General features: G+C 63.1%; 20 protein-coding genes. 11 read left to right on the plus strand and 9 right to left on the minus strand.

The features are described 5' to 3' along the window. Positions 1 to 56: 56 nt before the first annotated feature. On the minus strand, positions 57 to 371 hold the full coding sequence (locus AOG28_RS03385) for a hypothetical protein (RefSeq protein ID WP_043333722.1): 315 nt from the start codon (positions 369 to 371) through the stop codon (positions 57 to 59). A 203-nt stretch (positions 372 to 574) separates the two neighbouring features. After that, positions 575 to 1,078, minus strand: coding sequence for a hypothetical protein (locus tag AOG28_RS03390; protein WP_152965318.1), 504 nt, complete (start codon positions 1,076 to 1,078; stop codon positions 575 to 577). A 389-nt stretch (positions 1,079 to 1,467) separates the two neighbouring features. Here AOG28_RS03390 and AOG28_RS03395 point away from each other — a divergent pair, with 389 nt between their 5' ends. Further along, on the plus strand, positions 1,468 to 1,902 hold the full coding sequence (locus AOG28_RS03395; protein ID WP_043333725.1) for a hypothetical protein: 435 nt from the start codon (positions 1,468 to 1,470) through the stop codon (positions 1,900 to 1,902). Between the two features lie 341 nt (positions 1,903 to 2,243). Here AOG28_RS03395 and AOG28_RS03400 read toward each other — a convergent pair whose 3' ends face one another. Continuing rightward, positions 2,244 to 3,851 (minus strand): pyridine nucleotide-disulfide oxidoreductase, encoded by a 1,608-nt coding sequence (locus AOG28_RS03400; protein WP_152965319.1) that lies wholly within the window; start codon positions 3,849 to 3,851, stop codon positions 2,244 to 2,246. 1,096 nt (positions 3,852 to 4,947) lie between these two features. On the opposite strand from AOG28_RS03400, the gene dbpA reads away from it, so the two are divergent. The 3 genes from dbpA to AOG28_RS18500 all read left to right on the plus strand — a co-directional run bounded on the left by dbpA (position 4,948) and on the right by AOG28_RS18500 (position 7,526). Continuing rightward, positions 4,948 to 6,348 carry an ATP-dependent RNA helicase DbpA gene (dbpA, locus tag AOG28_RS03405; RefSeq protein ID WP_043333726.1) on the plus strand — a complete coding sequence of 467 codons (1,401 nt, stop codon included), beginning with the start codon at positions 4,948 to 4,950 and terminating at the stop codon, positions 6,346 to 6,348. Between the two features lie 251 nt (positions 6,349 to 6,599). Beyond that, entirely contained in the window at positions 6,600 to 7,172 is a 573-nt protein-coding gene (locus tag AOG28_RS03410) for a GNAT family N-acetyltransferase (RefSeq protein WP_054555319.1), read from the plus strand. Between the two features lie 186 nt (positions 7,173 to 7,358). Next, positions 7,359 to 7,526, plus strand: a complete 168-nt coding sequence (locus AOG28_RS18500; protein WP_166019763.1) for a hypothetical protein — start codon at positions 7,359 to 7,361, stop codon at positions 7,524 to 7,526. Between the two features lie 121 nt (positions 7,527 to 7,647). Here AOG28_RS18500 and AOG28_RS03415 read toward each other — a convergent pair whose 3' ends face one another. Beyond that, positions 7,648 to 9,006: a NarK family nitrate/nitrite MFS transporter gene (locus AOG28_RS03415; protein WP_043333727.1), complete on the minus strand. Its 1,359-nt coding sequence runs from the start codon at positions 9,004 to 9,006 to the stop codon at positions 7,648 to 7,650. A gap of 551 nt (positions 9,007 to 9,557) precedes the next feature. Here AOG28_RS03415 and AOG28_RS03420 point away from each other — a divergent pair. The 3 genes from AOG28_RS03420 to AOG28_RS03430 all read left to right on the plus strand — a co-directional run bounded on the left by AOG28_RS03420 (position 9,558) and on the right by AOG28_RS03430 (position 12,180). Beyond that, positions 9,558 to 10,133 (plus strand): ANTAR domain-containing response regulator, encoded by a 576-nt coding sequence (locus AOG28_RS03420; protein WP_054555320.1) that lies wholly within the window; start codon positions 9,558 to 9,560, stop codon positions 10,131 to 10,133. 50 nt (positions 10,134 to 10,183) lie between these two features. Further along, positions 10,184 to 11,392, plus strand: a complete 1,209-nt coding sequence (locus AOG28_RS03425) for a CmpA/NrtA family ABC transporter substrate-binding protein (protein ID WP_054555321.1) — start codon at positions 10,184 to 10,186, stop codon at positions 11,390 to 11,392. A 167-nt stretch (positions 11,393 to 11,559) separates the two neighbouring features. Further along, positions 11,560 to 12,180, plus strand: a complete 621-nt coding sequence (locus AOG28_RS03430) for a TetR/AcrR family transcriptional regulator (protein WP_043333730.1) — start codon at positions 11,560 to 11,562, stop codon at positions 12,178 to 12,180. Positions 12,181 to 12,340: 160 nt separating this feature from the next. Here AOG28_RS03430 and preA read toward each other — a convergent pair whose 3' ends face one another. The 4 genes from preA to AOG28_RS03450 all read right to left on the minus strand — a co-directional run bounded on the left by preA (position 12,341) and on the right by AOG28_RS03450 (position 17,722). Next, complete coding sequence (gene preA / locus AOG28_RS03435; RefSeq protein WP_082388200.1) at positions 12,341 to 13,693, minus strand: NAD-dependent dihydropyrimidine dehydrogenase subunit PreA; 1,353 nt, start codon at positions 13,691 to 13,693, stop codon at positions 12,341 to 12,343. After that, a complete protein-coding gene (locus AOG28_RS03440; protein WP_054555322.1) occupies positions 13,693 to 15,093 on the minus strand; it encodes an NAD(P)-dependent oxidoreductase in 1,401 nt (466 codons plus the stop codon). The genes preA and AOG28_RS03440 overlap by 1 nt, the downstream gene beginning before the upstream one ends. 199 nt (positions 15,094 to 15,292) lie before the next feature. Continuing rightward, the gene (gene hydA / locus AOG28_RS03445; protein WP_043333732.1) at positions 15,293 to 16,735 is read right to left on the minus strand and encodes a dihydropyrimidinase; all 1,443 of its coding nucleotides are present in this window, start codon (positions 16,733 to 16,735) and stop codon (positions 15,293 to 15,295) included. Between the two features lie 84 nt (positions 16,736 to 16,819). Continuing rightward, entirely contained in the window at positions 16,820 to 17,722 is a 903-nt protein-coding gene (locus tag AOG28_RS03450) for a nitrilase-related carbon-nitrogen hydrolase (RefSeq protein WP_052384559.1), read from the minus strand. 487 nt (positions 17,723 to 18,209) lie between these two features. Here AOG28_RS03450 and AOG28_RS18100 point away from each other — a divergent pair, with 487 nt between their 5' ends. Further along, on the plus strand, positions 18,210 to 18,575 hold the full coding sequence (locus AOG28_RS18100; protein ID WP_152965320.1) for a hypothetical protein: 366 nt from the start codon (positions 18,210 to 18,212) through the stop codon (positions 18,573 to 18,575). Beyond that, positions 18,532 to 20,058, plus strand: coding sequence for an NCS1 family nucleobase:cation symporter-1 (locus tag AOG28_RS03455; protein WP_054555323.1), 1,527 nt, complete (start codon positions 18,532 to 18,534; stop codon positions 20,056 to 20,058). Before AOG28_RS18100 ends, AOG28_RS03455 begins: the two co-directional genes overlap by 44 nt. Positions 20,059 to 20,211: 153 nt before the next feature. Here AOG28_RS03455 and AOG28_RS03460 read toward each other — a convergent pair whose 3' ends face one another. Continuing rightward, the gene (locus AOG28_RS03460) at positions 20,212 to 21,105 is read right to left on the minus strand and encodes a LysR family transcriptional regulator (RefSeq protein ID WP_054555324.1); all 894 of its coding nucleotides are present in this window, start codon (positions 21,103 to 21,105) and stop codon (positions 20,212 to 20,214) included. A gap of 286 nt (positions 21,106 to 21,391) precedes the next feature. On the opposite strand from AOG28_RS03460, the gene AOG28_RS03465 reads away from it, so the two are divergent. Then, positions 21,392 to 22,501 (plus strand): S-(hydroxymethyl)glutathione dehydrogenase/class III alcohol dehydrogenase, encoded by a 1,110-nt coding sequence (locus AOG28_RS03465; protein WP_043333735.1) that lies wholly within the window; start codon positions 21,392 to 21,394, stop codon positions 22,499 to 22,501. 121 nt (positions 22,502 to 22,622) lie between these two features. After that, positions 22,623 to 23,486 carry an S-formylglutathione hydrolase gene (gene fghA, locus AOG28_RS03470; protein WP_054555325.1) on the plus strand — a complete coding sequence of 288 codons (864 nt, stop codon included), beginning with the start codon at positions 22,623 to 22,625 and terminating at the stop codon, positions 23,484 to 23,486. The last annotated feature ends 35 nt before the right edge of the window (positions 23,487 to 23,521 follow it).

The raw sequence follows: 23,521 nt of genomic DNA on the forward strand, positions 1-23,521 counted from the left end.
TTGCGGACTACGTTCACCGATGGGGTGATCTGCGGGGTTCTACTCAGATCAGACCATTACATCGGGTGTTGCTCTTCTTCGTAGAGCTCGGCCTTGGCGTCGCGTAGGACATCTTCGCAGGCGCTGTGGTTGGCCAGTTGCAGCATCAGATTCTGGCTGAGGGCGAAGCCCTTGCCCAGGCAGGTGTCGACCTCTTCGCGGGTGAGCGCCGGGGTGACATTGCAGTCAATCTTCATCGTACGACTACCGCCATCAAAGCGGTCGGCGAGGGCGCGCAAGCGCCAGGCAAGCCGTGTTTTCCAGCGGGCGGTGGGGTCGGGACCTTCCGTCACGTCGAGCGTGCAACGCCATTCAGGTTTGTAGACCTTCATGTGAACCTCCTCGGCTGGTCGTTTTCAATGATCGATCGTGATGTTCTGCTCCGCGTGCTGTGCTTGATGTCGTGCCTTGTTGCTCGTACCAGAAATGCGTTCCAGTCGTGCATATGACAGTCGTGCTCGAGGCTCGCGCGTCATCTTGATCGACGACAGGCCGAGCCTCTCTCTCACCATACGAGTTTTGGCGCCGAGATACATCAGTCTGAGTGTAAACGTTGCTTATCCTGATGTATCTGCAACAGCTGCTCCAGCGCCAGATGCAGCCAGTCGAAAGTATCAAGGGGCCTCACGACCCGCGCTGGCTCGCCACTTTGTGCAGCGGTGGCGGGGCTGTCAGGCGGAGTGTGCTCGCCCAGCAGCTCCGCCAGGCTCTCGATCTGGATGCCTTCGCGTAATGCGAATGTCTCAAGCTCGCCACTGGCCAGCCAGATCTCCTGAATCACCGTCGGCACTGCACTCATGGCACAGGCGTAGTCGAGAATCTCGCCGCGCTCGCGTTCTGCTGCAATGCGCGCGGCATGCGCCAGCAGTTGGGCACTCAAGGCCGGAAAGCGCGCCTTTGCAATGCGGGCCTGCAGATGCGAGTCGCCAGGCCCGGGCGCTTGCCAGCGGCGCAGCGCAGGAGATGGCTGGGTGGAAGAGCCCGGCATTGAAGCGTCTGACGGTGGGCAAGCAGACGGATGATCAGTCTTGGAGGCCATGTGGATAAACTCCAGAGCGAAGGGCGAACCGGCAGGCCGGTCGAGGGGCGAGGGGCTAGGGTCTAAGGTCAGGGCGAGGCAGCAAAGGCGCTAGCCGCTGCTGGATCAGACAGCGAGAAAGGCAGAGTGTTGGATGGCGGGCGAGTCAATGTCTCTTGCGCGGCAGTCACTGCTGCTGTTTTGCCCAACAATGGCAGCTTGAGGGCGCTACACCCTTCGATGCGGCAGGCGTTTGCGCCAAGTGTCACGCGGCGGGATTGCGCTGCCAAGTGATTAATTTTGCGAGAAAAATCATCAATCGATGCAACCAGGCAGCCACTTCGTGCGTACACAGCAGTACGTGCCTGCTGCGTTGCAGCGCTGACCCATTCCCCCTGGAGAGAATTGACATGACGAAGTACGCCGATCGAATCCGCATTTCCCTGTTGCTGCTGCGCCTCGGGGTCTTCCTCGTGATCACGATGTGGACACTGGACAAGTTCTTCAATCCTGGCCACGCCGCCGCCATCTTCGAGAAATTCTATGCCATCGGTGGCATGGGCGAGGGCATCGTCATCGCGATTGCCGTCATCGAGATGGTGCTGTTGCTGCTGTTCGTCACCGGCGTGAAGAAGACCCTCACCTACGGTCTGGTGCTGTTGCTGCACGCCGGGTCGACCTTCTCTGCCTTCAAGCAGTACCTGGACCCGTTCGATCACCTGCTGTTCTTCGCTGCCTGGCCGATGCTGGCCGCCTGTGTCGCGCTGTTCATGCTGCGCGAGATCGACACCTGCTTCACCCTCGGTGGCAAGCAGGCGCGTCTTGAGGAAGAAGCGGCACGCTAAGTGCCCGTGGCCGAGCTGGCTGCAAGGTTCGGCCACGGCTCTTGCTGAGATGACACACAAAAGCGCCGCTCGGGACATGCCCGGGCGGCGCTTTCATGTGGGGAGGTATCGCCATCGTGCGTCTTCGTGTGGCCTTTCTTGCTTGCGCCGGGGAGAGTGGGATTCCAGCGTCTTTATGTGTGGTTTCTTGTTGTGTTTATCCAAAAGATAATCGATTAGCTTGTGTTCAGGTTATAAAGCCTATGATTGTACCTTCTGTGCACCATAATCAGCGTTACGTAATCATCTGATGGCAAGGCCCACAGGCAGCACTGTGCTTGCTCAGGTCACGTCATGCCTTGCTACGCCATGCGGGATTTCTGCTGCAGGCCCAGTGAGTCACTCAGCACCTTGAGGGCGCTGGAGAAGTCCTCGGCTTCGCTCGCCTGTGCGAGGCTGTCCGCGCTGGCCTTCTCGCTGACGACACTGTTTGCGCTGGTCTTGTCGCTGGTCTTGTCGATGGTCATTCCACTGCCGCTTTCGCTTGCCATGCCGCGATCGCTGGCGATCACCTGACCGACGGAGTGAGCAGTGTCGCTGCCGAGTGCGTCGTCACTGGCGTTGCGCGCAATGATGGCGTGGAGGGCCGGCAGGCTGGCGTGATTGTGGAACTGCCATACGCCGTAGATGCGGCCATCGAAGGAGGCTTCACTGCCCAGCGTCGGGTCGACGGCGAGCCCGGCGCCCAGCCCGAACATGTAGAGGCCCGCAAGACGCTGGCCGTGGATGTCGCAGGGGTTGCCGTTGGCATCGGAATCCAGCCCGCCATTCACTTCACGCAGTGTGATGGGCTGATGATGGGCGTCGCTGATGGTGGGCAGAATCGGCTGATAGCCGTTGCACTGCACCACGATGGGCGCGTCGGCGAGCACTTCGCTGGCCAGTTCCAGGCGTTGGGCACTGCCGGGGCCGGTCTGTACCAGCTGGATGTCCATCGCGCACTCTTCGATGCGGCCGGTGGCCAGTATTTCCTGACCGATGGCCAGTGCCCGGTAGCGCAGCCCGCCGGAGCGGTTGATGCGACCGCTGATCGGGCACACATCGCGCTCGGCATCGTAGTGATAGCCTGCGGCGCGCGCTTCTTCGGCATTCTCGAAGAACAGTCGAATCGGCGAGCGATGCAGCAGGGTAATCTCCTTGACGCGGGTATTGCGCAGCGCGTCGGCCAGCACGTCGAGCATCGAGAAGGCGCTGTGCGAGCCCCCCACCACACAGACGCGACCACCACGCCGCAGGCGCGGCAGCAGCAGGCTGCGCAGCTGTCCCGGTGGCATGCGCAACAGCTCATCGCCGCTGTAGATGCGTGCCCGCCGCGACGGTGTCAGTCCCTGACGATTGAGGCTCTGGATCAATCGCTCCGGGCACTGCTGGCCGCCCAGGTTGAGTACCAGATTATCGGTGCGCAGTCGCGTCGTGCGCTGGGCCACCTCCGGTTCATGCGAGAGAGTCAGAATGCTGGTGCCGTCGAGGTATCGCAGCGTATCCAGGCTGGTACCGCACCACATCTCGACGCCCGGCAGAGCGGTGATGTGCGCCAATACCAGGGCGCTGGCGGCTTCCAGCAGCTCGCCGATCTCATCGAGTCGCGGGGAGGAGTAGGGGTCGGCCCGGATTCGCTCCAGGCAGGGTTCGCCTTCGAGCGGGGCCAGCACGTCGGCGAGTGCCGGGTCGCGCAGGCAGTCGAGGAACACATCGCCGACCGAGTTGGCGGTGATGCGATATTCGCCCAGCCGACCAGCGCCAAGCTTGCCGCCGGCGTGGGTGCCGCCGGCATCGAGAATCAACAGTCCGTGGCGGGCCAGTGTCGTGATCTGGCCTGTCTTGAGGGCATTGAACAGAAATCCCATGCCTGCCGGGCCGACACCGGCCACGATACATCCGTAGCCCGTGATTCTTGAGAGGTCCTTCATGTCGTTTTTCTCCCTGGGTCGTAGTGACATCTTGTGGCTGTTTCGGTAGAGAGGTGTGATCCCCTCTGACAGCTGGCGGCTTGAAGACTGCGCCGCTCTATTGCTGCTCCCCTGTTGTCGGGGCAGCGGTGACCGTGGTGTTGCGGGTGGCAAAGATCGCCTGTCCGTGCGATATCATTTGTTCTTTGACGTGCTATTACAGCAACTTGCATGCACGTAGTGACGTGCATTGTGGCGATGAAGCTGCAGGATTCACATCAATGGTGTTTCCATGGTGTTGCCGGTTCTGAGTGCCGGTTCTGAGTGCCGGCGACCTGTGCCTTGCGCCGGGCTTGATGACCGTTTTCATGACCAGCGTGATGACCGGTTTCGCACGAGCTGTCAGTACGCTTGCAACGCTCCAATTCGGGAGACCACCCCGAGATCGAAAACGCCTGTGCGGCACGGACAGCATTTCGTTATCTGCAAGTCATTGATATTCATGACATCGATTCAGATTTAGTCTCTGGGCGCGCAGCGGCACCACTGCGGCAGCCGAGCGGTATCCCGCAGTACATCACTGATGAGAGGTGGCATTCCTCATGCTCGGCATGGGGGTGGGCCCATCTCGGTATGCGCCAATTCTGGTGTGTCATTGGCACTGATAGTCTGAGGCAGATAACAAGAACGTCTTGATGATTAACCCGTCACGAATGCCAGCGCCATTTTCATGAAGTGCGCTGCAGGAAATGCATGGCGTGAAATACGCAGCGACTCAGCCAACGTCTGATATTGGTTTCCGTACCATGCCAGCTGACAATTGGCCATTTTGTTTAATTAACGATAATTAATAAATGATATTTGGCGGGAATCGAATCCTGTCGTGACGAAAATCATGCTTTGAGTTGAGTCACATTCGAGCTGGCTCATACGGTGTGCTGAGAGGTGAGTCTGGCGGGCAAGAGAGGGCGTTGCTCAAAAAGGCTATCTCGCCTGGGGAGCAGGTATCAGGTGCTGGCATCCGTGGCAGGCGTTAGTGGCCACGCTCTGCTATGCTCTGCGCCCGCGCGTAAGCCCGTTCGGCTCGTGCCTGTTCATCGATTGAAGGAATGTCCCCGTGACTGACGCCACCGCCACCCCTGCCTTTGCCTCTCTGGCGCTGGCGCCCGAGCTGCTCGACAACCTCGCCACGCTCGAATATCACACCATGACGCCGATTCAGGCGCAGAGCCTGCCGCCGATGCTGCAAGGCCGCGATGTCATCGCCCAGGGCCAGACCGGCTCCGGCAAGACCGCTGCCTTCGGCCTGGGGCTGCTGTCGCGTCTCAAGGTCTCGCGCTTCCGTGTGCAGTCACTGGTGCTGTGCCCGACGCGTGAGCTGGCCGATCAGGTCGCCGGCGAGATCCGTCGTCTGGCGCGTGGCCTTCACAACGTCAAGGTGCTGACTCTATGCGGCGGCGCGCCCTTCGGCCCGCAGCTGGGCTCGCTGGAACACGGCGCGCACATCATCGTCGGCACGCCGGGGCGCGTGGATGAGCATCTGCGCAAGGGCAGCCTGAGCCTGGTCGAGCTCAATACCCTGGTGCTGGATGAAGCCGACCGCATGCTCGACATGGGCTTCGCCGAGGTGCTGGATGCCATCGTCGCCGAGACCCCGGAGGAGCGTCAGACGCTGCTGTTCAGCGCGACCTTCGCCGATGGCGTGCGTCCGATCGCCGAGCGCATGCTGCGTGATCCGGTTAGCATCGAGGTGGCCTCCACCCACGATGACAGCAGCATCCGTCAGCTGTTCCACCGTGTCGCCGATGACGAGGCGCGCTTCGAGGCGCTACGTATCCTGCTGCTCAAGTACCGCCCGGAATCCAGCGTGGTGTTCTGCAACACCAAGCGTCAGGCGCAGGAAGTCAGCGACGCGCTCAATGAGCACGGCTTCAGTGCCATGGCGCTGCACGGTGACCTCGAACAGCGCGAGCGCGACCAGACGCTGGTGATGTTCGCCAACAAGAGCACCTCGATTCTGGTGGCCACCGATGTCGCGGCGCGCGGGCTGGATATCGAAGCGCTGGATGCGGTGTTCAACTACGAGATCGCGCGTGATCTCGACGCCCACGTGCACCGTGTCGGGCGTACCGGCCGTGCCGGCAGCTCCGGCATCGCCTGCACGCTGTACACCGAGAAGGAAGACTATCGCCTGACCAAATTGGGCGAATTCCTCGAGCAGACGCTGGAAGCCGAGCCGCTGCCCTCGAAAAGCATGCTGACGCGCGAGCCGTTCCATGCGCGCATGGCGACGCTGCAGATCGATGGCGGCAAGAAGGACAAGCTGCGTCCCGGCGACATCCTCGGCGCGCTGACCGGTGACGGCGGCCTGGAAGGCAGCAAGATCGGCAAGATCAAGGTGCTGGCGCGGACCACCTTCCTCGCCGTGGAGCGTGATGTCGCCAAGTCGGCACTCACCCAGCTGATGAACGGCAAGCTCAAGGGGCGCTCCTTCCGCGCGCGTCGTCTCAAGAGCTGAGGCGGGCAGCGTCGGCGCGATGCTCGAGCAGTGTCGGTGACGTGTCTGACCGGTATCGGCGAGAAGCCTGAGAGGGACTGAACCAGGCTTTTCATCTGCCATGCGACCTTGATATCACCCCAAGCGATGCCCGCCACCACGGCGGGCATCGTGCTTTTTGAGCAGCAGATTGACGCTCGCAGCCGCTGCGGGCGGTGGCTAAGCTTGAGGTAACGTCCCTGACCATCAGGGCGCTGATCCGGTACCTCGTGATGACTGCCAACGCCGTCGATAATCTTCGCATCCGTGAAGAACGTCTCATTGATCATGAGCGCATCTACCGCATTCATGAATCCGTCTTTGCCGGCCATCGTGAAGCGCGCCTGGGTGACAGATTGCGTCGAGGCAATCTGGCGCAGATCTCGCTGGTGGCCGAGCGTGTCACCGACCCGGAGACCGGCCGTCACCTCAGCGAAGGCGAGGGCGGCCTGCTGGGGCATGTGATGGTGTCGCGGGTGGAGCTTTCCGGCTATCCAGACCGCGTGCTGATGGCGCTGGCGCCGCTGGCGGTGCTGCCCCAGCATCAGCGTCACGGCATCGGCAAGCGGCTGGTGATCTCGGCGGTCAAGCGCTGTCGGCTGCTGGGGGCGGGGGCCGTGGTGGCGGCCGGCCATGCGGATTTCTATACCCACCTGGGCTTTCATCCGGCGTGTCATTACGGGCTCTACTGCCATCATGACGACGTGCCGGGTTCCTTCGTCGCCTTCGAGCTGCTGCCGGACTATCTGGAGGGGCTGGGCGGTGAAGTGCAGTTTCCCGATACCTTCTCTGAGCTGGGTATCTGAGCAGCCCTTAGCGGGTGTCCTGAACAGCCCTGAGCGATTGGTTTTGATCAGCAACAGGCAACTCGGCGTTGCGTGACCCTTGAAACGGCAAGGCTCCCGCTCCATGTCATGGGTAACACCACGTGGCAGCCTGCGTGTGATGGCAGCTGTCGCGTCATTCCGACCGATGATTCAAGGAGAGACATCATGAAGCTCAAGACGCTGGGTAGTTCGCTGATGATTGCCATGCTCGGTCTCGGTGGCCTGTCGCTCGCCGGTTGCGAGGACGAAGGCCCGATGGAGAAGGCCGGTGAGAAGATGGACAACGCCGTCGAGGAAGCCGGTGATAGCGTCGAGAACGCCACCGATAGCTGAGGCTCGGCTGCCAGCGCTGCGATGAGTCGCCGCTGACCTGAGCTGTCGCCAGACACAAGAAGGCCCCGCCTCCCATGAGGTGGGGCCTTCTTGTGTCTGGCTCGGGGAGAAGGAAATCCGCTTATGCCGAGGCGGGCTGCTGCTCGCTCTGCTGCTTGCGGTCCGCGACGGCGGCATCGTAGGCGCGGCTTTCCTCGGCTTCGGTGGCGGCGCTGAAGCGCACCAGCAGCGCGAACAGCGAGATCACGATCACGCCCATGCCCAGGTACATCAGGCCTTCCTGGTAGGTCAGCTCCTCACTGCGGAACAGGAAGCCCGCGGCGACAGCGCCCGCGTTGCCGCCTGCACCGACGATACCGGCGACCGCGCCGAGCGCCTTGCGATTGACGAAGGGCACGATACCGAAGGTCGCGCCTTCCGCCATCTGCACGAAGAGGCTGAAGACCAGCATGATGCCGATGGCCACCGCGAGGGTTTCCATCTGGGCGAAGCCGACCAGCGCGACGCCTTCACACAGCAGCGCGATGAACAGCCAGCGCACGCGGCCCTTGAGGCCGGACTGGCGGGCGAACAGGTCGGAGAACACGCCGCCCAGGGTGCGGGCGAACAGGTTCATCAGGCCGAACAGCCCCGCGATGAGACCGGCGGTGGCGAGGTCGAGATCGAAGTGATCGAAGAAGTAGATGGCGGCGACGTTGTTGATGGTCAGCTCGACCCCGAAGCAGGCGCCATAGACGAGGAACAGGGCCCAGACGCGGATGTCGCGTGCCGCCGCGCCGAAGGTGGCGCGCATACTGTATTCCTTTTCGGCCTTGGGCAGCTCACCACGCTCACGCAGCTCGCTGAAGTTGCCGTCCGGGGCATCCTGGGTGAAGAAGTAGTAGGCGATACCGGTCAGGAACAGCACGATGCCCGGCACGACCATCGCCAGACGCCAGCCCAGGGTCTGCTCGACGCCCAGCATCAGCAGGCCGGCCATCACCAGCGGCATCAGCATCTGGGTGGTGCCGCCGCCCAGGTTGCCCCAGCCCGCGGTGGTGGCGTTGGCGGTGCCGACCACGTTGGGGCCGAACATCACGGAGGTGTGGTACTGGGTGATGACGAAGGAGGCGCCGATGGCACCGATGGCCAGACGGGCCAGGAAGAAGGATTCGAAGCTGTCGGCGAAGCCGATGCACATCACCGGCAGCGAGCCGAGGCACAAGAGCCAGGTGTAGGCCTTGCGTGGCCCGATGCGATCACACAGCACGCCGATGGCGAGGCGCACGATCACCGTGATGGCGACGGAGGCGATGATGGTGTTGCCGATCTGGGTCTTGGTCAGGCCGAGGTCGTCACGCACCACGGCCATCAGCGGCGCGATGCCGAACCAGCCGAAGAAGCAGACGTGGAAGGCGAACCACGACATGTGGAAGGCGCGCATTTGCGGGGTGTTGAAGCTGAACAGCCGGATGCGGCTGGCCTTGTTGCGGATATCCATGAGTGGGCTCCTGATTCAGCGTCGGTGCCGGGCACGAAGTCAGGTGTGCTCGGCGAGTGGTCGAACGGCTGTGAATGAACGACAGCAAGGGCGCCTCGTCATTGAGGGGCCTGGTTCGACGCACTCGTACTCCGAAGAGCCTGGTCCACGTCATGGATAGCGATGGCAGCAGTCGGTGATGCCATGGTTGCCGGCAGCAGAGCGTCTGTGCGGCAAGTGACAGGAACAAAGCAAGTAGCGCGCCAGTTGCGGGGGTGTGGGCGGGACAAGTCCCAGAAGATCAATGGCTTGGCGAGGGCGGTGGGTTGGCGCGCGCAGGCGGTGTCCCGGGCTGGATGCGCGCTGGCGGTGCGTCAGCAAGGCGCGAGGTACCAGTCTGGCGCACGCAGATGGCGCTGGGAGGGGCGGGCAGGCGCGTGCCTCATTGCAGTGCAGCGACGCTTTCGGCTCGGCCGCTCTGAAGGCCTTTGGCCGCAGGGTTGCACCAGATTGCGGCACGAATCCTGCTTGGGTGTACCGCAAGTCTCATGCCCGACCCAAGGAAACCTGACATGCCCGTGACCGTGCTGATCGTCGATGTCCGCAGTGAGCGCTCCGCCGCGCTGGAGCAGGCGCTATTGAGCGCCGGCTTCGAGGTGGCGCTGCGCGTTGACGAGCACGAGGACCTGCACGCGCTGGTCGAGCAGCATCAGCCCGATGCGGTGATCATCGACGCCGACCTGCCCAGCCGCGACACCCTGGAACATCTCGGCCAGCTGGGGCGACGCTATCCCAAGCCGATGATCATGCTGGCCAGTGAAGATGCCCCGGACCTCGTGCGTGAGGCGGCCGGCGCCGGTGTCTCGGCCTATGTGGTGGACCACGTCATGCCAGCGATGGTGCGCAGCATGGTCGAGGTCGCCATCACCAGCTTCGAGGCGCACCGTGCGCTCAAGGGGGAGCTCAACCGTACCCAGACCACATTGGTGCAGCGGCGCAGCGTGGATCGTGCCAAGGCCGTGGTGATGGAGACGCGTGGGCTCAGTGAAGATGCCGCCTACCAATACCTGCGCAAGACCGCCATGAACCGGCGCCTGGCCCTGCATGAGCTGGCCGATGAGCTGCTCAAGGCCGCGCGTCGGCGCTGAGCCGGTCGCCGTACTGTCCTTCTCTCTCGATCGTTCAAGAGGTGTGCGTGATGCCCACAGATGTACCCCTGAATGGCCATCAGCTGACGCTGGGCCTGATGCCACTCAATGATGCCGCGCCCTTCGTGGTCGCTGAGCAGTTGGGGCTTTTCCGCGAGGAGGGGCTGGCGGTGACACTCAAGTGGCAACCCTCTTGGGCGGCGTTGCGTGATGACCTGCAGACCGGTGTGCTGCAGGGCGCGCAGATGCTGGCGCTGATGCCGCTGACCTCGACCCTGGGCCTGGATGGCCGCGCCACGCCGGTGATCAGCGCCATGACACTGAATCTGGGCGGCAACTCCATCACGCTGTCGCGCGCGCTGATGGCCACCCTCGGCGAGGACGGCCACGACCTCTCCAGTCCGTTGCAGGTCGCGAAGGCGCTGGCGGCGCATGTGCACGAGCGCAAGCAGCGCGGCGAGCCGCTGCTCAAGCTGGCCAGCGTGCACCCGTTCTCCTCGCACCGCTATCTGTTGCGTTACTGGCTGGCGGCGGGCGGCATCAATCCGGACCGCGACGTCGAGATGCGTGCCGTGGCGCCGCCGCTGATGGCGGCGCAGCTGGCCAGCGGTGCGCTGGATGGCTTCTGTGTCGGTGAGCCCTGGAACAGCCTGGCGGCGGCGCAGGGCATGGGACAGGTGGTGGCGGGCAGTCACGATATCTGGCGCTTCGGGCAGGAAAAGGTGCTGGGCGTGCGCGAGGACTGGGCGGAGCAGCATCCGCTGGCGCATCAGGCGCTGATTCGCGCGCTGCTCAATGCCTGCGCCTGGCTGGACCGCCCCGGCAATCGGGCCAGAGCCGCCGAGTGGCTGCACGAAGAGGGCATGCCGGAGGTGCCGATGAGCGTGGTGACACTCGGGCTGGAAGACGTCGATGTCGAGCAGTCGGTGGACGACTTCCAGCAGCACAATCCCGGCTGGACCATCTTCCATCGCTACGCGGCCAACTTCCCGTGGCGTTCCCAGACCCGCTGGTACATCGCCCAGATGCAGCGCTGGGGGCATCTGCAGGGCTTCAATGATGAGGATCTCGAGGCGACGCTGACACGTTGTGTGCGCCCGGATCTCTACCGCACGGCGGCCCGCAAGCTGGGCATGGTGGTGCCGGTGGCGGATGAGCGCAGTGAAGGCACGCATCCGGCGCCCTGGTGGCTAAGCGGCGAGGCGGGCCAGGTGCCGATGCCGGCGGATGGCTTCATCGATGGCGCGGTCTTCGAGTGATGTGGCGGGCGCGGTTCTTGCAGGTCCGCGCTGGCGCGGGATTGCACAGCACTTGCAGAGAAGTCGTCGTCCTTGCCGGATGGCAGGGCAAACCTGACGGCTCAGACATGTTGGCAGTGCGGTTGTGATATTCTCATCGCACTGCCAGCACCGCGTCAGGGGATCGCATGACCACTCGCAAGTCTCAGATTCGCAAGGATAATGTCGGCCGCATCCTGCTCGCCGCCGAAAAGATCTTCGCTCTCAAGGGCTATGTCGGCGCCAGCATGGTCGATATTGCCGCCGAGGTAGAGCTGCCCAAGTCCAATCTGCATTACTACTTCAGCACCAAGGAAGCGCTGTATCGCGCGGTGCTCGATGGCCTGCTGGCGCTGTGGAAGGAAGATGCGCTGTGCTTCGAGGCCTACGACGACCCGCAGCTGGTGCTCTCCACCTACATTCGCGCCAAGATGATGCACTCGCGCCAGCGCCCCTATGGCTCCAAGGTGTGGGCCAGCGAGATCATGCAGGGTGCGCCGGTGCTAGGCGAAGAGCTGACGGTGTGGCTCGACGAGTGGGCCGAGATGAAGAAGTCACGCCTGCGCCAGTGGATCGGCGAAGGCCGCATCGACAACGTCGATGCCTCCGCCTACCTGTACATGATCTGGGCCAGCACCCAGCACTACGCCGACTTCGATCACCAGATCGCGGTGCTCAATCAGGGCAAGGCGCTGAGTGATCGGGAATTCGAGCAGGCGGTGCAGAACGTGACGCGGGTGCTGCTGAAGGGCGTCGGTTTGTCCGCCTGAGTCAGCAGGTGACCTCATGGTTTTGTTATCATGAAGCTAGTCATGGTCATCATTGGTGGGTCATCAAGCCAATGAAGAAGGGGCTGCCATTGCTGGCAGCCCCTTTTTTGATTCCCATCTATTGCTACCTGCGCCCCGCGATCAAAGGAGCACCAGACGATCAGGCCGCGCGATGCGGATTGCGTGGGTCCTCCATCCAGTTCATGTACGGCTTGCCGGTGTCCTGCACTTCCATGGTGATGCAGTCCTCGACCGGGCAGGTGATCTCGCACAGGTTGCAGCCCACGCAGTCGGCGTCCTTCACCTCATAGCGGGCGGTGCCGTTGTCCTTGGCCAGATGCATGATGGCCTGGTGTGAGGTGTCCTCGCAGGCGATGTAGCAGCGTCCGCAGCCGATGCACTTGTCCTGGTCGATTCGGGCGATCACCTGATAGTTCATGTCCAGCTGCTTCCAGTCGGTGGTGTTGGGCACCGCCGCGCGCGAGAACTCATCGATACGCTGATAGCCCTTGCTGTCCATCCAGCGCCCCAGGCCGTCCTTCATCTCCTCGACGATGCGGAAGCCGTGCAGCATCGCCGCCGTGCACACCTGCACGCTGCCCGCGCCGAGGGCGATGAATTCCGCGGCATCCTCCCAGTTGGAGATGCCGCCGATGCCGGAAATCGGCAGTTTGGCGGTTTCCGGCGTGCGCGCTATCTCGGCCACCATGTTCAGCGCGATGGGCTTCACGGCGCTGCCGCAATAGCCGCCGTGGGTGCTGCGGTCACCGACGATGGGATGCGCGACCATGCGGTCGAGATCCAGATGGGTGATGGAGTTGATGGTGTTGATCAGCGAGACGGCATCGGCGCCACCCCGCCAGGCGGCCTTGGCCGGTTCACGCACGTCGGTGATGTTGGGCGTCAGTTTGACGATCACCGGCAGCGAGCTGTAGGTCTTGCACCAGCGCGTGACCTGCTCGACATACTCCGGCACCTGGCCCACCGCCGCGCCCATGCCGCGTTCCGGCATGCCGTGGGGGCAGCCGAAGTTGAGTTCGATGCCGTCACAGCCGGTGGCCTCGACCTGCGGCAGGATGGTCTTCCAGGCCTCTTCCTCGCACGGCACCATCAGCGAGACGATCAGCGCGCGGTCCGGCCAGTCCTTCTTGACCTGGGTGATCTCGCGCAGGTTGATCTCCAGCGAACGGTCGGTGATCAGTTCGATGTTGTTGAAGCCGCTGACCTCGCCATTCGGGCCATAGTGCGCCGAGTAGCGGGAGGAGACATTCACCGCGGCCGGGTCTTCGCCGAGGGTCTTCCAGACCACGCCACCCCAGCCGGCCTCGAAGGCGCGTACCACGTTGTAGGCCTTGTCGGTGGGCGGGGCGCTGGCCAGCCAGAAGGGGTTGGGGGCACGGATGCCGGCGAAGTTGACCGACAGATCGGCCTTGTAGCTGGCGACGTGATCGCCGCTTGATCCAGCACCTGCCGGGCGGGCGTTGTCATCATTGAGCGGGGTATGAATGGTCATCAGGCGGCCTCCACCTTGAGCATCAGATCGTGATGGATGGCCTCGGCGGCCAGCTTGCCGTGGGCGACGGCTTGAACGGTGAGGTCCTGCCCGCGGGCGATGCAGTCACCGCCGGCATAGACGCCGGGCAGACTGGTGCGCAGCATCTCGTCCACCTCTATCTTGGCCCCCTCGCGGGCCAGCCCTGCGGCATGGACGTCGCTCAGGCTCGCGTCATCGAAGCCCTGGCCGATGGCGGTGAAGACCCCATCGCAGGCCAGCGTGAAGGTTTCGCCGGTATCGACGAGGCGGCCATCCTCGACCCGCGTGCGCGCGAACTGCATCGCGCTGAGCGCGGTGTCATCACCTTCTTCGCTTCTACCACCATCGTTTGCCACATCGATCGCCAGCGGGCGCGCCCAGGTGTGGATCATCACGCCATTGGCGCGCGCGATTTCCTGCTCGTGATGGGTGGCGGACATCTGCTCTTCGCCACGCCGGTAGACCAGGTCCACCGTCTGCGCGCCGAGGCGCCTGGCCTGCACCGCGATATCGATGGCGGTGTTGCCGGCACCGATCACCACGGCGTGTCTGGGCACCGCCAGGGTGTTCAGTTCGCCACTCTGACGTAGCACCTTGATGAAGTCGGTGGCCGCCATCAGGCCGCTGGCATCCTCGCCGGTCAGGCCGAGGGCATGGCTGGTGCCAAGGCCGAGGCCCAGGAAGACGCTGTCGAATTCGCGTGTCAGGGAGGCCAGCGCCAGATTGTCGCCGAGGCGCTGGCCATGGCGGATCTCGATGCCGCCGATCTCGAGCAGGAACTCGACCTCGCGGGCGGCGAAGTCATCGGTCAGCTTGTAGCGGGCGATGCCGTATTCGTTGAGGCCGCCGGCCTTTTCCTCGGCCTCGAAGATCACCACATCGTGGCCGAAACGCGCCAGGCGATGGGCGCAGGAAAGCCCGGCAGGCCCGGCGCCGACCACCGCGATACGCCGACCGGTGCTGGCGCCACGCGTGAACGGATGGGCTTCGAACTGGGCGTTGTCCAGCGCATGTCGCTGCAGTAGGCCGATCAGCACCGGCTGGCACTCATCGCCCTGATTGCGCACGCAGGACTGCTCGCAGAGGATCTCGGTGGGGCAGACGCGGGCGCAGCTGCCACCGAGGATATTGGCATCGAGAATCTCGCTGGCGGCGCCTTCGAGATTGTCATCGTGGATACGGCGAATGAAGGTCGGGATGTCGATGCTGGTCGGGCAGGCCTTGATGCAGGGGGCATCGTAGCAGTACAGACAGCGCGAGCTCTCGATGAAGGCCTGGCGCTTGCTGAGCGCTGGATGCAGGTCTGTGAAACGCGCACTCAGCGCCTCTTCCGCGAGCCCGCTCGGGGCCCAGTGGGAAGGAGTGGAGGATGTGGTCACGGTGTGGCTCCTGCCCGCGCTCAGGCGCGGGGTCGTTGTTGTTGGTCTTGCAGGCGAGTCAGGTTGCGCTTCTTGACTGGCAACGCCTTGATTGGCAGCGCTTCGGGACCGGCAGCGCGTCAGGTGCGCTGCCAGGCCGTCGTTCAGTCGTGTCGTTCAGTCGTGCCGGTCTTGTCTTGTTCGAGTCGTTCGTCGGCCGTCAGCTGCGATCCACGGCGCTGACGACGTTGCTCTCGGCGCGGGCCTTGAGCTGGTCGAACACGCTGGGGTAGGCCGGACGCTCGACATACTGGCCGTGGCCGCGCTTGGCATGCAGTTCGCCATCGCGCCATGCCCAGTCGCCGCGGCTGATGGTGTGACGCGGAATGCCCTTGACGGTGCGGCCTTCGAAGATGTTGAAGTCGATGTTCTGGTGGTGGGTCTTGGCCGAGATGGTGCGCTCGGCGTTGGGGTCCCAGACCACGATGTCGGCGTCGCTGCCGACGCGGATCGCGCCCTTGCGCGGATAGAGATTGAAGATCTTGGCCGCATTGGTGGAGGTCAGGCCGACGAAGTCCTCGGCGGAGAAGCGCCCTGTATTGACGCCTTCGTGCCACAGCATCGCCATGCGGTCCTCGACCCCGGCGGTGCCGTTGGGAATCTTCGAGAAGTCGTCCTTGCCCATTTCCTTCTGCTCGGCGCAGAAGCAGCAGTGATCGGTGGCGGTGGTCTGCAGGTCTCCGGACTGGATGCCGCCCCACAGTGCCTGGCGGTGCTCCAGCGAGCGGAACGGCGGACTCATCACGTGGCCGGCCGCGAATTCCCAGCTCTTGTTCTGATAGACCTCTTCATCGATCAGCAGATGGCCTGCCAGCACCTCGCCGTAGACTGGCTGACCGTGCTCGCGGGCGTAGCGGATCTCCTCCAGCGCATCGGCGGTGGAGACGTGGACCAGATACACCGGCGTGCCCAGGGTGCCGGCGATGCGGATGGCACGGCTGGCGGCTTCGCCCTCGACCTGCGGCGGGCGCGACAGCGGATGCGCTTCCGGGCCGGTGATGCCGTCGGCCAGCAGCTTCTGCTGCAGGTGGTAGACCAGCTCGCCGTTCTCGGCATGCACGGTGGGAATCGCGCCCAGCTCCAGGCAGCGCGCGAAGCTCGAGACGAGGGTGTCGTCCGGCGCCATGATGGCGTTCTTGTAGGCCATGAAGTGCTTGAAGCTGTTGACGCCGTAATCGGCGACCAGCGTCGCCATGTCCTGGCTGACGCTCTCGTCCCACCAGGTGACGGCGACGTGGAAGCTGTAGTCGCAGCACGACTTCTCGGCCCATTCGCGCCAGGTGTGATAGGCCTCCATCAGTGGCTGCTGCGGGGAGGGGATCACGAAATCGATGATCATGGTGGTGCCGCCGGCCAGCGCCGCGGCGGTGCCGGTCTGGAAGTCCTCGCTGGCCACGGTGCCCATGAAGGGCAGCTGCATGTGGGTGTGCGGGTCGATGCCACCGGGCATCACCAGACAGCCGCTGGCGTCGATCACTTCGCAGTCGTCCGGTACGTCCAGGTCGGTGCCGATGGCGGTGATGGTCTCGCCGTCACACAGCACATCGGCGGTGTAGCGCTCTTCGTGGGTCTGGATGCTGCCGCCCTTGATCAGGATTGCCATGAGTCTCTCCCGGCCGCATCGCGCGGCCTTGTCCGGCATTGAGTGTCAGGTCGTCTTGTTGTTGTCGTGCGGGTCGTCAGTCCGTCACTCGCCGTCGGTGAGGCGGGTATAGGCGTCCGGGCGACGGTCGCGGAAGAACTGCCAGTTGTTGCGCACCTCGCGCACCATCGCCATGTCGAGGTCGTGGATCAGCAGCTCATCCTCGGTGGCGCTGGCCTGGGCTTCGATCTGGCCGCGTGGATTCACGAAGTAGGAGGAGCCGTAGAACTCGCCGATATCCCAGGGCTGTTCATGGCCGACGCGGTTGATGGCGGCGATGTAGCAGCCATTGGCGGCGGCGGAGGCGGGCTGTTCCAGCTCCCACAGATATTGGGAGAGGCCCGCGACGGTAGCGGAGGGATTGAAGATGATCTCGGCGCCGTTGAGCGCCAGCGCACGCCAGCCTTCCGGGAAGTGGCGGTCGTAGCAGATGTAGACGCCGATGCGCCCGTAGGCGGTGTCGAAGACCGGCCAGTCGGACTTGCCCGGCTTGAAGAAGAATTTCTCCCAGAAGCCCGCCACCTGCGGGATGTGGGTCTTGTGATACTTGCCCAGATAGCTGCCGTCGGCATCGATGACGGCGGCGGTGTTGTAGTACACCCCTGGCTGCACTTCCTCGTAGATGGGCACGATGATCACCATCTGATGCTTCTTCGCGTATTGCTGCATCAGGGTGACGGTGGGGCCGTCGGGCACGCGCTCGGCGGCGGCATACCACTTGGCATCCTGGCTCGGGCAGAAATAGGGCTGATTGAAGACTTCCTGGAAGCACAGGATCTTGACGCCTGCCTCACCGGCCTGGTCGATCAGCGGCAGGTGGGCCTCGTTCATGGCATCACGGATCTGCGCGGGCTCGAGGTCGGTGGAGACGTTGAGTCCCATCTGGATGACGGCGCAGCGCAGCTTGCCGGCATCCTCGGTATAGGAGATGCGGGAATCGTTCGACATGTCTTCCTCATCGGGCGCTTGGCGCCGGTTGTTGTTGTCTTCAATGAGTGCTGGTGGGCTGAACGGGTGAGCAGGGATAGCGCGAAATGGCCCCAGGAAAAACACGCCGCCTGCCTGGCAAGTCTGCATGCCGCTGGCAGGCATCGTGGGTCAGGAAAGGTCCGATTTAAATCCTGTCTCACCAGTCAGCTTAATGAACATTAGACAGTGTTCCCGCGTTCGGCAAGATGAAGTGTCAAATAAAGTCTTGTGGATTTATCTTGTTGTTATCAAAGAGTTTTTATCCAAGAAAAGGCCATATTTCACCATTGTGGTGCCTGGGGAATCAGCGTGGTTCACGCGATTTTCAAAGGAAAAGACGATGCACAACAGTGGCTTGTGACCGTTTGCGCGGGCATTGCGCAAGACCGCCTTGCACCAGCTTGGAACCTGACCATACTGACAGTTGGCGCGAACACGGCGTGTCGCCACCTGACAGGCGTCATGCATGAAAATACGCACCATTGAATCTCAAGTTGTCTTGCAAGACAGGTTTGATTTGTCGGCAATAATCCGGCCGGCGGCATGCGATTTGCCACAGGGTTTTCCACACGAACTGCGCAAGGTGTTTCTTCTACACGGCCTACCACAGAATCTTCTGCATGCAGTGCCGAATGAAGTGTGCCTGATGATGTGTGCCGAACGGGGAGGAGCGAAGAGGAGTCAGGAAAGCGACGGAGAAGGTGAGGAAGACAAGAAACGACAAGTGACACAAGGCAAGCGCAGTGCATCACCCTCAACAATAACAACAGCTGAACAGGTGAGGACTCATGGCCCCGACACAGACGCGCTCGCACATGGTGCGCAGCAATGAGGAAATGATCGAGCTGGTAGTGGCACAGGATGTCGCCCGCAGCCCGCGTTACAACGAGGATATCGCGCCGACCAAGAGTGCCGAGCGCACCTGGTCGCGCTGGAACATCGCCGCACTGTGGGTCGGCATGTCGATCTGCGTGCCGACCTACACCCTGGGTGGCGTTCTGACCGCCTACTTCGGCCTGAGCGTCGGCGAGGCGCTGTTCACGATTCTGGTCGCCAACCTGGTGGTACTGATTCCGCTGACCCTCAACGCCTTCCCCGGTACGCGCTTCGGGATCCCCTTCCCGGTGGTGCTGCGCTCCTCCTTCGGCATCATCGGCTCCAACGTGCCATGCATGATTCGCGCGGTGGTCGCCTGTGGCTGGTTCGGTATCCAGACGATGTTCGGCGGGCTGGCGATCCACCTGCTGCTGTCGAGCCTTTCGGCCGACTGGAAGGCGCTGGGCGGAGTAGGCGAGGTCATCGGTTTCTTCGTGTTCTGGGCGCTCAACCTGTTCGTGGTGATTCGTGGCGCGGAATCCATCAAGTGGCTGGAGACGCTCTCCGCGCCCTTGCTGTTGGCGGTGGGTGTCGGCCTGATGGTGTGGGCGCTGCCGCATACCTCGATCAGCGAGCTGTTGGCCCAGCCGCCGAATCGTCCCGAAGGCGATGGCGTGGCCAGCTACTTCATGGCGGGCTTGACCGCGATGGTCGGCTTCTGGGCGACGCTGTCGCTGAACATTCCTGACTTCAGTCGTTACGCGAAGAGCCAGAAGGACCAGATCGTCGGTCAGATCATCGGTCTGCCGCTGACGATGTTCTTCTTCGCGGCGCTCGGCGTGGTGCTGACCGCGGCGTCCAGCTCGCTGGTGGGCGAGACCATCTCCGACCCGGTCAACCTGATCGGTCGCATCGACAGCCCCGGCTGGGTCGCCATCGCCATGGTGCTGATCATCATCGCGACGCTCTCCACCAATACCGCGGCCAACATCGTCTCGCCGACCAATGACTTCCAGAACATCGCGCCGAAGTTGATCAACCAGACGCGCGGCGTGCTGCTGACCGGGCTGGTCGGGGTGCTGCTGATGGGCTTCGAGCTGATCAAGAAGATGGGCTGGATCGTCTCGGACGTGAGTCTCGAGAGCCTCTATTCCAACTGGCTGCTGGGCTATTCGAGTCTGCTGGGGCCGATCGCGGGGATCATGATCGTCGACTACTTCGTGATCCGTCGTCAGTCCTTTGATCTGCCGGCACTCTATCTGGATGGCAGCACCTATCCGGCCTTCAATCCGGCGGGCTTCATCGCCTTCTTCGTGCCGGTGGGGTTGACGGTGATCAGCTTCTCGCAACCCGGACTGTCCTGGTTCTACGACTACGGCTGGTTCACCGGCTCGCTGCTGGGGGCGCTGGTCTACTTCGTGGCCAGCAAGTTGCTGGTCAAGGCGCCGCCGGTGCATCTGCCCGAGGCGGTGCCGGGCAGTGGGGCGCAGCGCGCCTGACGCCGCTGATGAGCATGGTGAGTGCAACGACAGACGGGCTGCCGATTGGCAGCCCGTCTGTCGTTCGTCGGCTTATCAACTCATCCGCTCATCAACTTATCCGCTCATCAACTTATTCGTTCATCAATTCGGCAGCTCATCCGCGGCGGCGCGTCATGCGTCAAGGCCGGGGATGCCGCCCTCGAAGCGCTCGACCATGAAGTCGACGAACTGGCGTACCTTGGGCGAGAGGTGACGGTGGCGGGGATAGACGATCCACACCCCGGTATCACGTACCTGGTACTCATCCAGCACCGAGATCAGCTTGCCGCTGGCCAGATGGGGCGCGACGTAATAGTCGGGAATCTGGGCAAGGCCGAGGCCCTTGAGCGTGGCGTCCAATAGCGCCGGGCCAGAGTTGGCCTGCCAGCTGCCGGTGATGCGCACCTCACGGCGCTGGCCCTCGACCTCGAACAGCCACTCGCGCTTGGAACCGGCCAGACAGCGGTGGCTGGAGAGCTCGGCCAGCGTGTGCGGGCGCGGTGCCTGCTGGAAGTAGTCATGCGAGGCGACGACGAATTCACGGCGATCCACCAGCCGCCTTGCGATCAGCGAGGAATCCTTGAGCACGCCCATGCGGATGGCGACGTCGAAGCCCTCGTCGATCAGTTCCACCGGACGGTTGGTGAAGTGCATCTGCACTTCCAGTTGCGGGTGCAGCAGCTGGAAGTCGTTGACCAGCGGCGCGACGTAGCGCTCGCCGAAGGTGGTGGCGCTGGTCAGCTTGAGCACGCCGCTGGGGCGGGCGTGGAAGTCACCGATGGCCTGTTCGGCGGCGCGGAAGCCATCGAAGAGGTGATGGCAGTGCTCGAAATACACCTGTCCGGCATCGGTGAGACGCGTCTGACGGGTGGTGCGGTAGAGCAATTGGGTATCGAGCTGGGCTTCCAACTGGCTGATCAGACGACTGACATGTGAGCTGGACACCCCGAGATGACGGGCGGCCCCGGAAAATGAGCCGATTCTGACGACTTCCACGAAGGCTTCGATACGGTCCCAGCGCTGCATGCTGGCTCCTCATTAATTGTTGTTGAGTGGCAATAATCATCTGAGTGCCGACGGCTTAATCCCACCCGCATGACTGCGTAGACTGTGTTCCATGCCAAGCCCGCAAGGATGAACCGCAAGGACGAGCCCAGTGCCTGTCGCGTGGGGAGTCCCTCGGGCGACTCATCTATGCAACCTGTCAGGTGCTGCTACCTTTCAGGGTGGCCTCCGTGGTGATCGTCACCACACCAGGGGGCATGAGATTGGCAGCCAGTTTACCGCTATTGATGCTCACTAGGAGAGATTCATGAAATCACGTGCTGCGATTGCGCTGGAAGCCGGCAAGCCGCTGGAACTGGTCGAGATCGATGTCGAAGGGCCGAAGGCCGGTGAGGTGCTGGTACGCATCGTCAATACCGCCGTCTGTCACACCGATGCGTTCACCCTGTCCGGCGCAGACCCGGAAGGCCTGTTCCCGTCCGTGCTGGGCCACGAAGGCGCCGGTATCGTCGAGGAAGTGGGCGAGGGCGTGACTGGCCTGGTGCCGGGCGACCACGTCATTCCGCTCTACACCGCCGAATGCGGCAAGTGCAAGTTCTGCCTCTCCGGCAAGACCAACCTGTGCAGCGCCGTGCGTGCCACCCAGGGTCGCGGCCTGATGCCGGACGGCACCTCGCGCTTCTCCCTCGATGGCAAGATGCTGCACCACTACATGGGCACCTCTACCTTCTCCGAATACACCGTGGTGCCGGAAGTCTCGCTGGCCAAGGTGTCCAAGGAAGCGCCGCTGGACAAGATCTGCCTGCTGGGCTGTGGCGTCACCACCGGTATCGGCGCGGTGATGAACACCGCCAAGGTCGAGCCGGGCTCTACCGTTGCCATCTTCGGCCTCGGTGCCATCGGTCTGGCCGCCATCCAAGGCGCGGTGATGGCCAAGGCGTCGCGCATCATCGCCATCGACATCAATGAAGACAAGTTCGACCTGGCCCGCAAGTTCGGCGCCACCGACTTCGTCAACCCGAGCAAGCTGTCCGTGCCGGTTCAGGAAGCCATCGTCGACATGACCGACGGCGGCGTCGACTACTCCTTCGAGTGCATCGGCAACGTCAATGTCATGCGTGCCGCGCTTGAGTGTGCGCACAAGGGCTGGGGCGAATCCATCGTCATCGGCGTCGCCGGTGCCGGTGAAGAGATCTCTACCCGTCCGTTCCAGCTGGTGACCGGGCGCGTCTGGAAAGGCTCCGCCTTCGGTGGCGTCAAGGGCCGTACCGAACTGCCGGGCTACGTCGAGCGTTACATGGACGGCGCGATCAATCTGGACGACTTCATCACTCACCAGATGCCGTTCGAGAAGATCAACGAATCCTTCGATCTGCTGCACGAAGGCAAGTCGATCCGTACCGTGCTGAGCTTCTGATCCGGGGCTGAACTGCCGCCGGGCAACAGGGAAGCACCTGTTGCCCGGTGAGATCTGGAACGCGAAACGGCGTCGGCTTGCCGACGCCGTTTTCATGGGCGATATCACAAGGGAGAGCATGATGACCGCGACCGAACAACTCGAGCTGGTCAGCGCCAACAAGGTGCATGGCGGCTGGCTCAAGCGTTACCGTCACCGCAGCGGCAGCCTGGATTGCGACATGGTGTTCGCCATCTATCTGCCGCCCCAGGCCGAACAGGGCCCGGTGCCGATGCTGTGGTGGCTGTCGGGGCTGACCTGCACCGACGAGAACTTCATGCAGAAGGCCGGCGCGCAGAAGAAGGCGGCGGAGCTGGGCATCGCCCTGATCTGCCCGGACACCAGTCCGCGCGGCGTCAATCTGGACGGCGAAGACGACAGCTACGACTTCGGCAGTGGCGCAGGCTTCTACGTCAATGCCACCCGCGAGCCGTGGGCGCGTCATTACCGCATGTATGACTACGTCACCGAGGAGCTGCCGGCGCTCGTCAAGCGGCACTTCCCGGTGGACGGCGAGCGTGAGTCCATCTCCGGTCACTCCATGGGTGGCCACGGCGCGCTGATCTGCGCGCTGAAGAATCCTGGCCGCTATCGTTCGGTCTCGGCCTTCGCGCCGATCGTCAATCCGATGGCCTGCCCGTGGGGAGAGAAAGCCTTCAGCGGCTATCTCGGCGATGACCGCACCCAGTGGGCGCAGTGGGATACCTGCGAACTGGTCAAGCAGGCGAGCAAGAGCGGCGCCGCGCGTCAGGAGCTGTTCGTCGAGCAGGGCGAGAGTGATCAGTTCCTCGAGGAGCAGCTCAAGCCGGAGCGCCTGGAGGCGGTCTGCGCCGAGTTGGATCACCCGCTGGTCCTGCGTCGTCAGCCCGGCTACGACCACAGCTACTTCTTCATGGCCAGCTTCATCGATGAGCATCTTGCCTACCACGCGAAACACCTCCTTTGAGGTGTGAGTGTGGTAGCTGGTAGAGATGAATAGAC

The organism is Cobetia sp. UCD-24C (genome assembly GCF_001306765.1).
Classification (GTDB): domain Bacteria; phylum Pseudomonadota; class Gammaproteobacteria; order Pseudomonadales; family Halomonadaceae; genus Cobetia; species Cobetia amphilecti.

Coding starts and splice junctions, on each gene's coding strand:
- hydA (WP_043333732.1), bottom strand. CDS start 16,735: ATGGCAATCCTGATCAAGGGCGGCAGCATCCAGACCCACGAAGAGCGC.
- AOG28_RS03425 (WP_054555321.1), top strand. CDS start 10,184: ATGCCCACAGATGTACCCCTGAATGGCCATCAGCTGACGCTGGGCCTG.
- AOG28_RS03450 (WP_052384559.1), bottom strand. CDS start 17,722: ATGTCGAACGATTCCCGCATCTCCTATACCGAGGATGCCGGCAAGCTG.
- AOG28_RS03400 (WP_152965319.1), bottom strand. CDS start 3,851: ATGAAGGACCTCTCAAGAATCACGGGCTACGGATGTATCGTGGCCGGT.
- AOG28_RS03460 (WP_054555324.1), bottom strand. CDS start 21,105: ATGCAGCGCTGGGACCGTATCGAAGCCTTCGTGGAAGTCGTCAGAATC.
- fghA (WP_054555325.1), top strand. CDS start 22,623: ATGACCGCGACCGAACAACTCGAGCTGGTCAGCGCCAACAAGGTGCAT.
- AOG28_RS03420 (WP_054555320.1), top strand. CDS start 9,558: ATGCCCGTGACCGTGCTGATCGTCGATGTCCGCAGTGAGCGCTCCGCC.
- AOG28_RS18100 (WP_152965320.1), top strand. CDS start 18,210: ATGAAAATACGCACCATTGAATCTCAAGTTGTCTTGCAAGACAGGTTT.
- AOG28_RS03390 (WP_152965318.1), bottom strand. CDS start 1,078: ATGGCCTCCAAGACTGATCATCCGTCTGCTTGCCCACCGTCAGACGCT.
- AOG28_RS03385 (WP_043333722.1), bottom strand. CDS start 371: ATGAAGGTCTACAAACCTGAATGGCGTTGCACGCTCGACGTGACGGAA.
- AOG28_RS03415 (WP_043333727.1), bottom strand. CDS start 9,006: ATGGATATCCGCAACAAGGCCAGCCGCATCCGGCTGTTCAGCTTCAAC.
- AOG28_RS18500 (WP_166019763.1), top strand. CDS start 7,359: ATGAAGCTCAAGACGCTGGGTAGTTCGCTGATGATTGCCATGCTCGGT.
- AOG28_RS03455 (WP_054555323.1), top strand. CDS start 18,532: ATGGCCCCGACACAGACGCGCTCGCACATGGTGCGCAGCAATGAGGAA.
- AOG28_RS03410 (WP_054555319.1), top strand. CDS start 6,600: ATGACTGCCAACGCCGTCGATAATCTTCGCATCCGTGAAGAACGTCTC.
- AOG28_RS03395 (WP_043333725.1), top strand. CDS start 1,468: ATGACGAAGTACGCCGATCGAATCCGCATTTCCCTGTTGCTGCTGCGC.
- preA (WP_082388200.1), bottom strand. CDS start 13,693: ATGACCATTCATACCCCGCTCAATGATGACAACGCCCGCCCGGCAGGT.
- AOG28_RS03430 (WP_043333730.1), top strand. CDS start 11,560: ATGACCACTCGCAAGTCTCAGATTCGCAAGGATAATGTCGGCCGCATC.
- AOG28_RS03465 (WP_043333735.1), top strand. CDS start 21,392: ATGAAATCACGTGCTGCGATTGCGCTGGAAGCCGGCAAGCCGCTGGAA.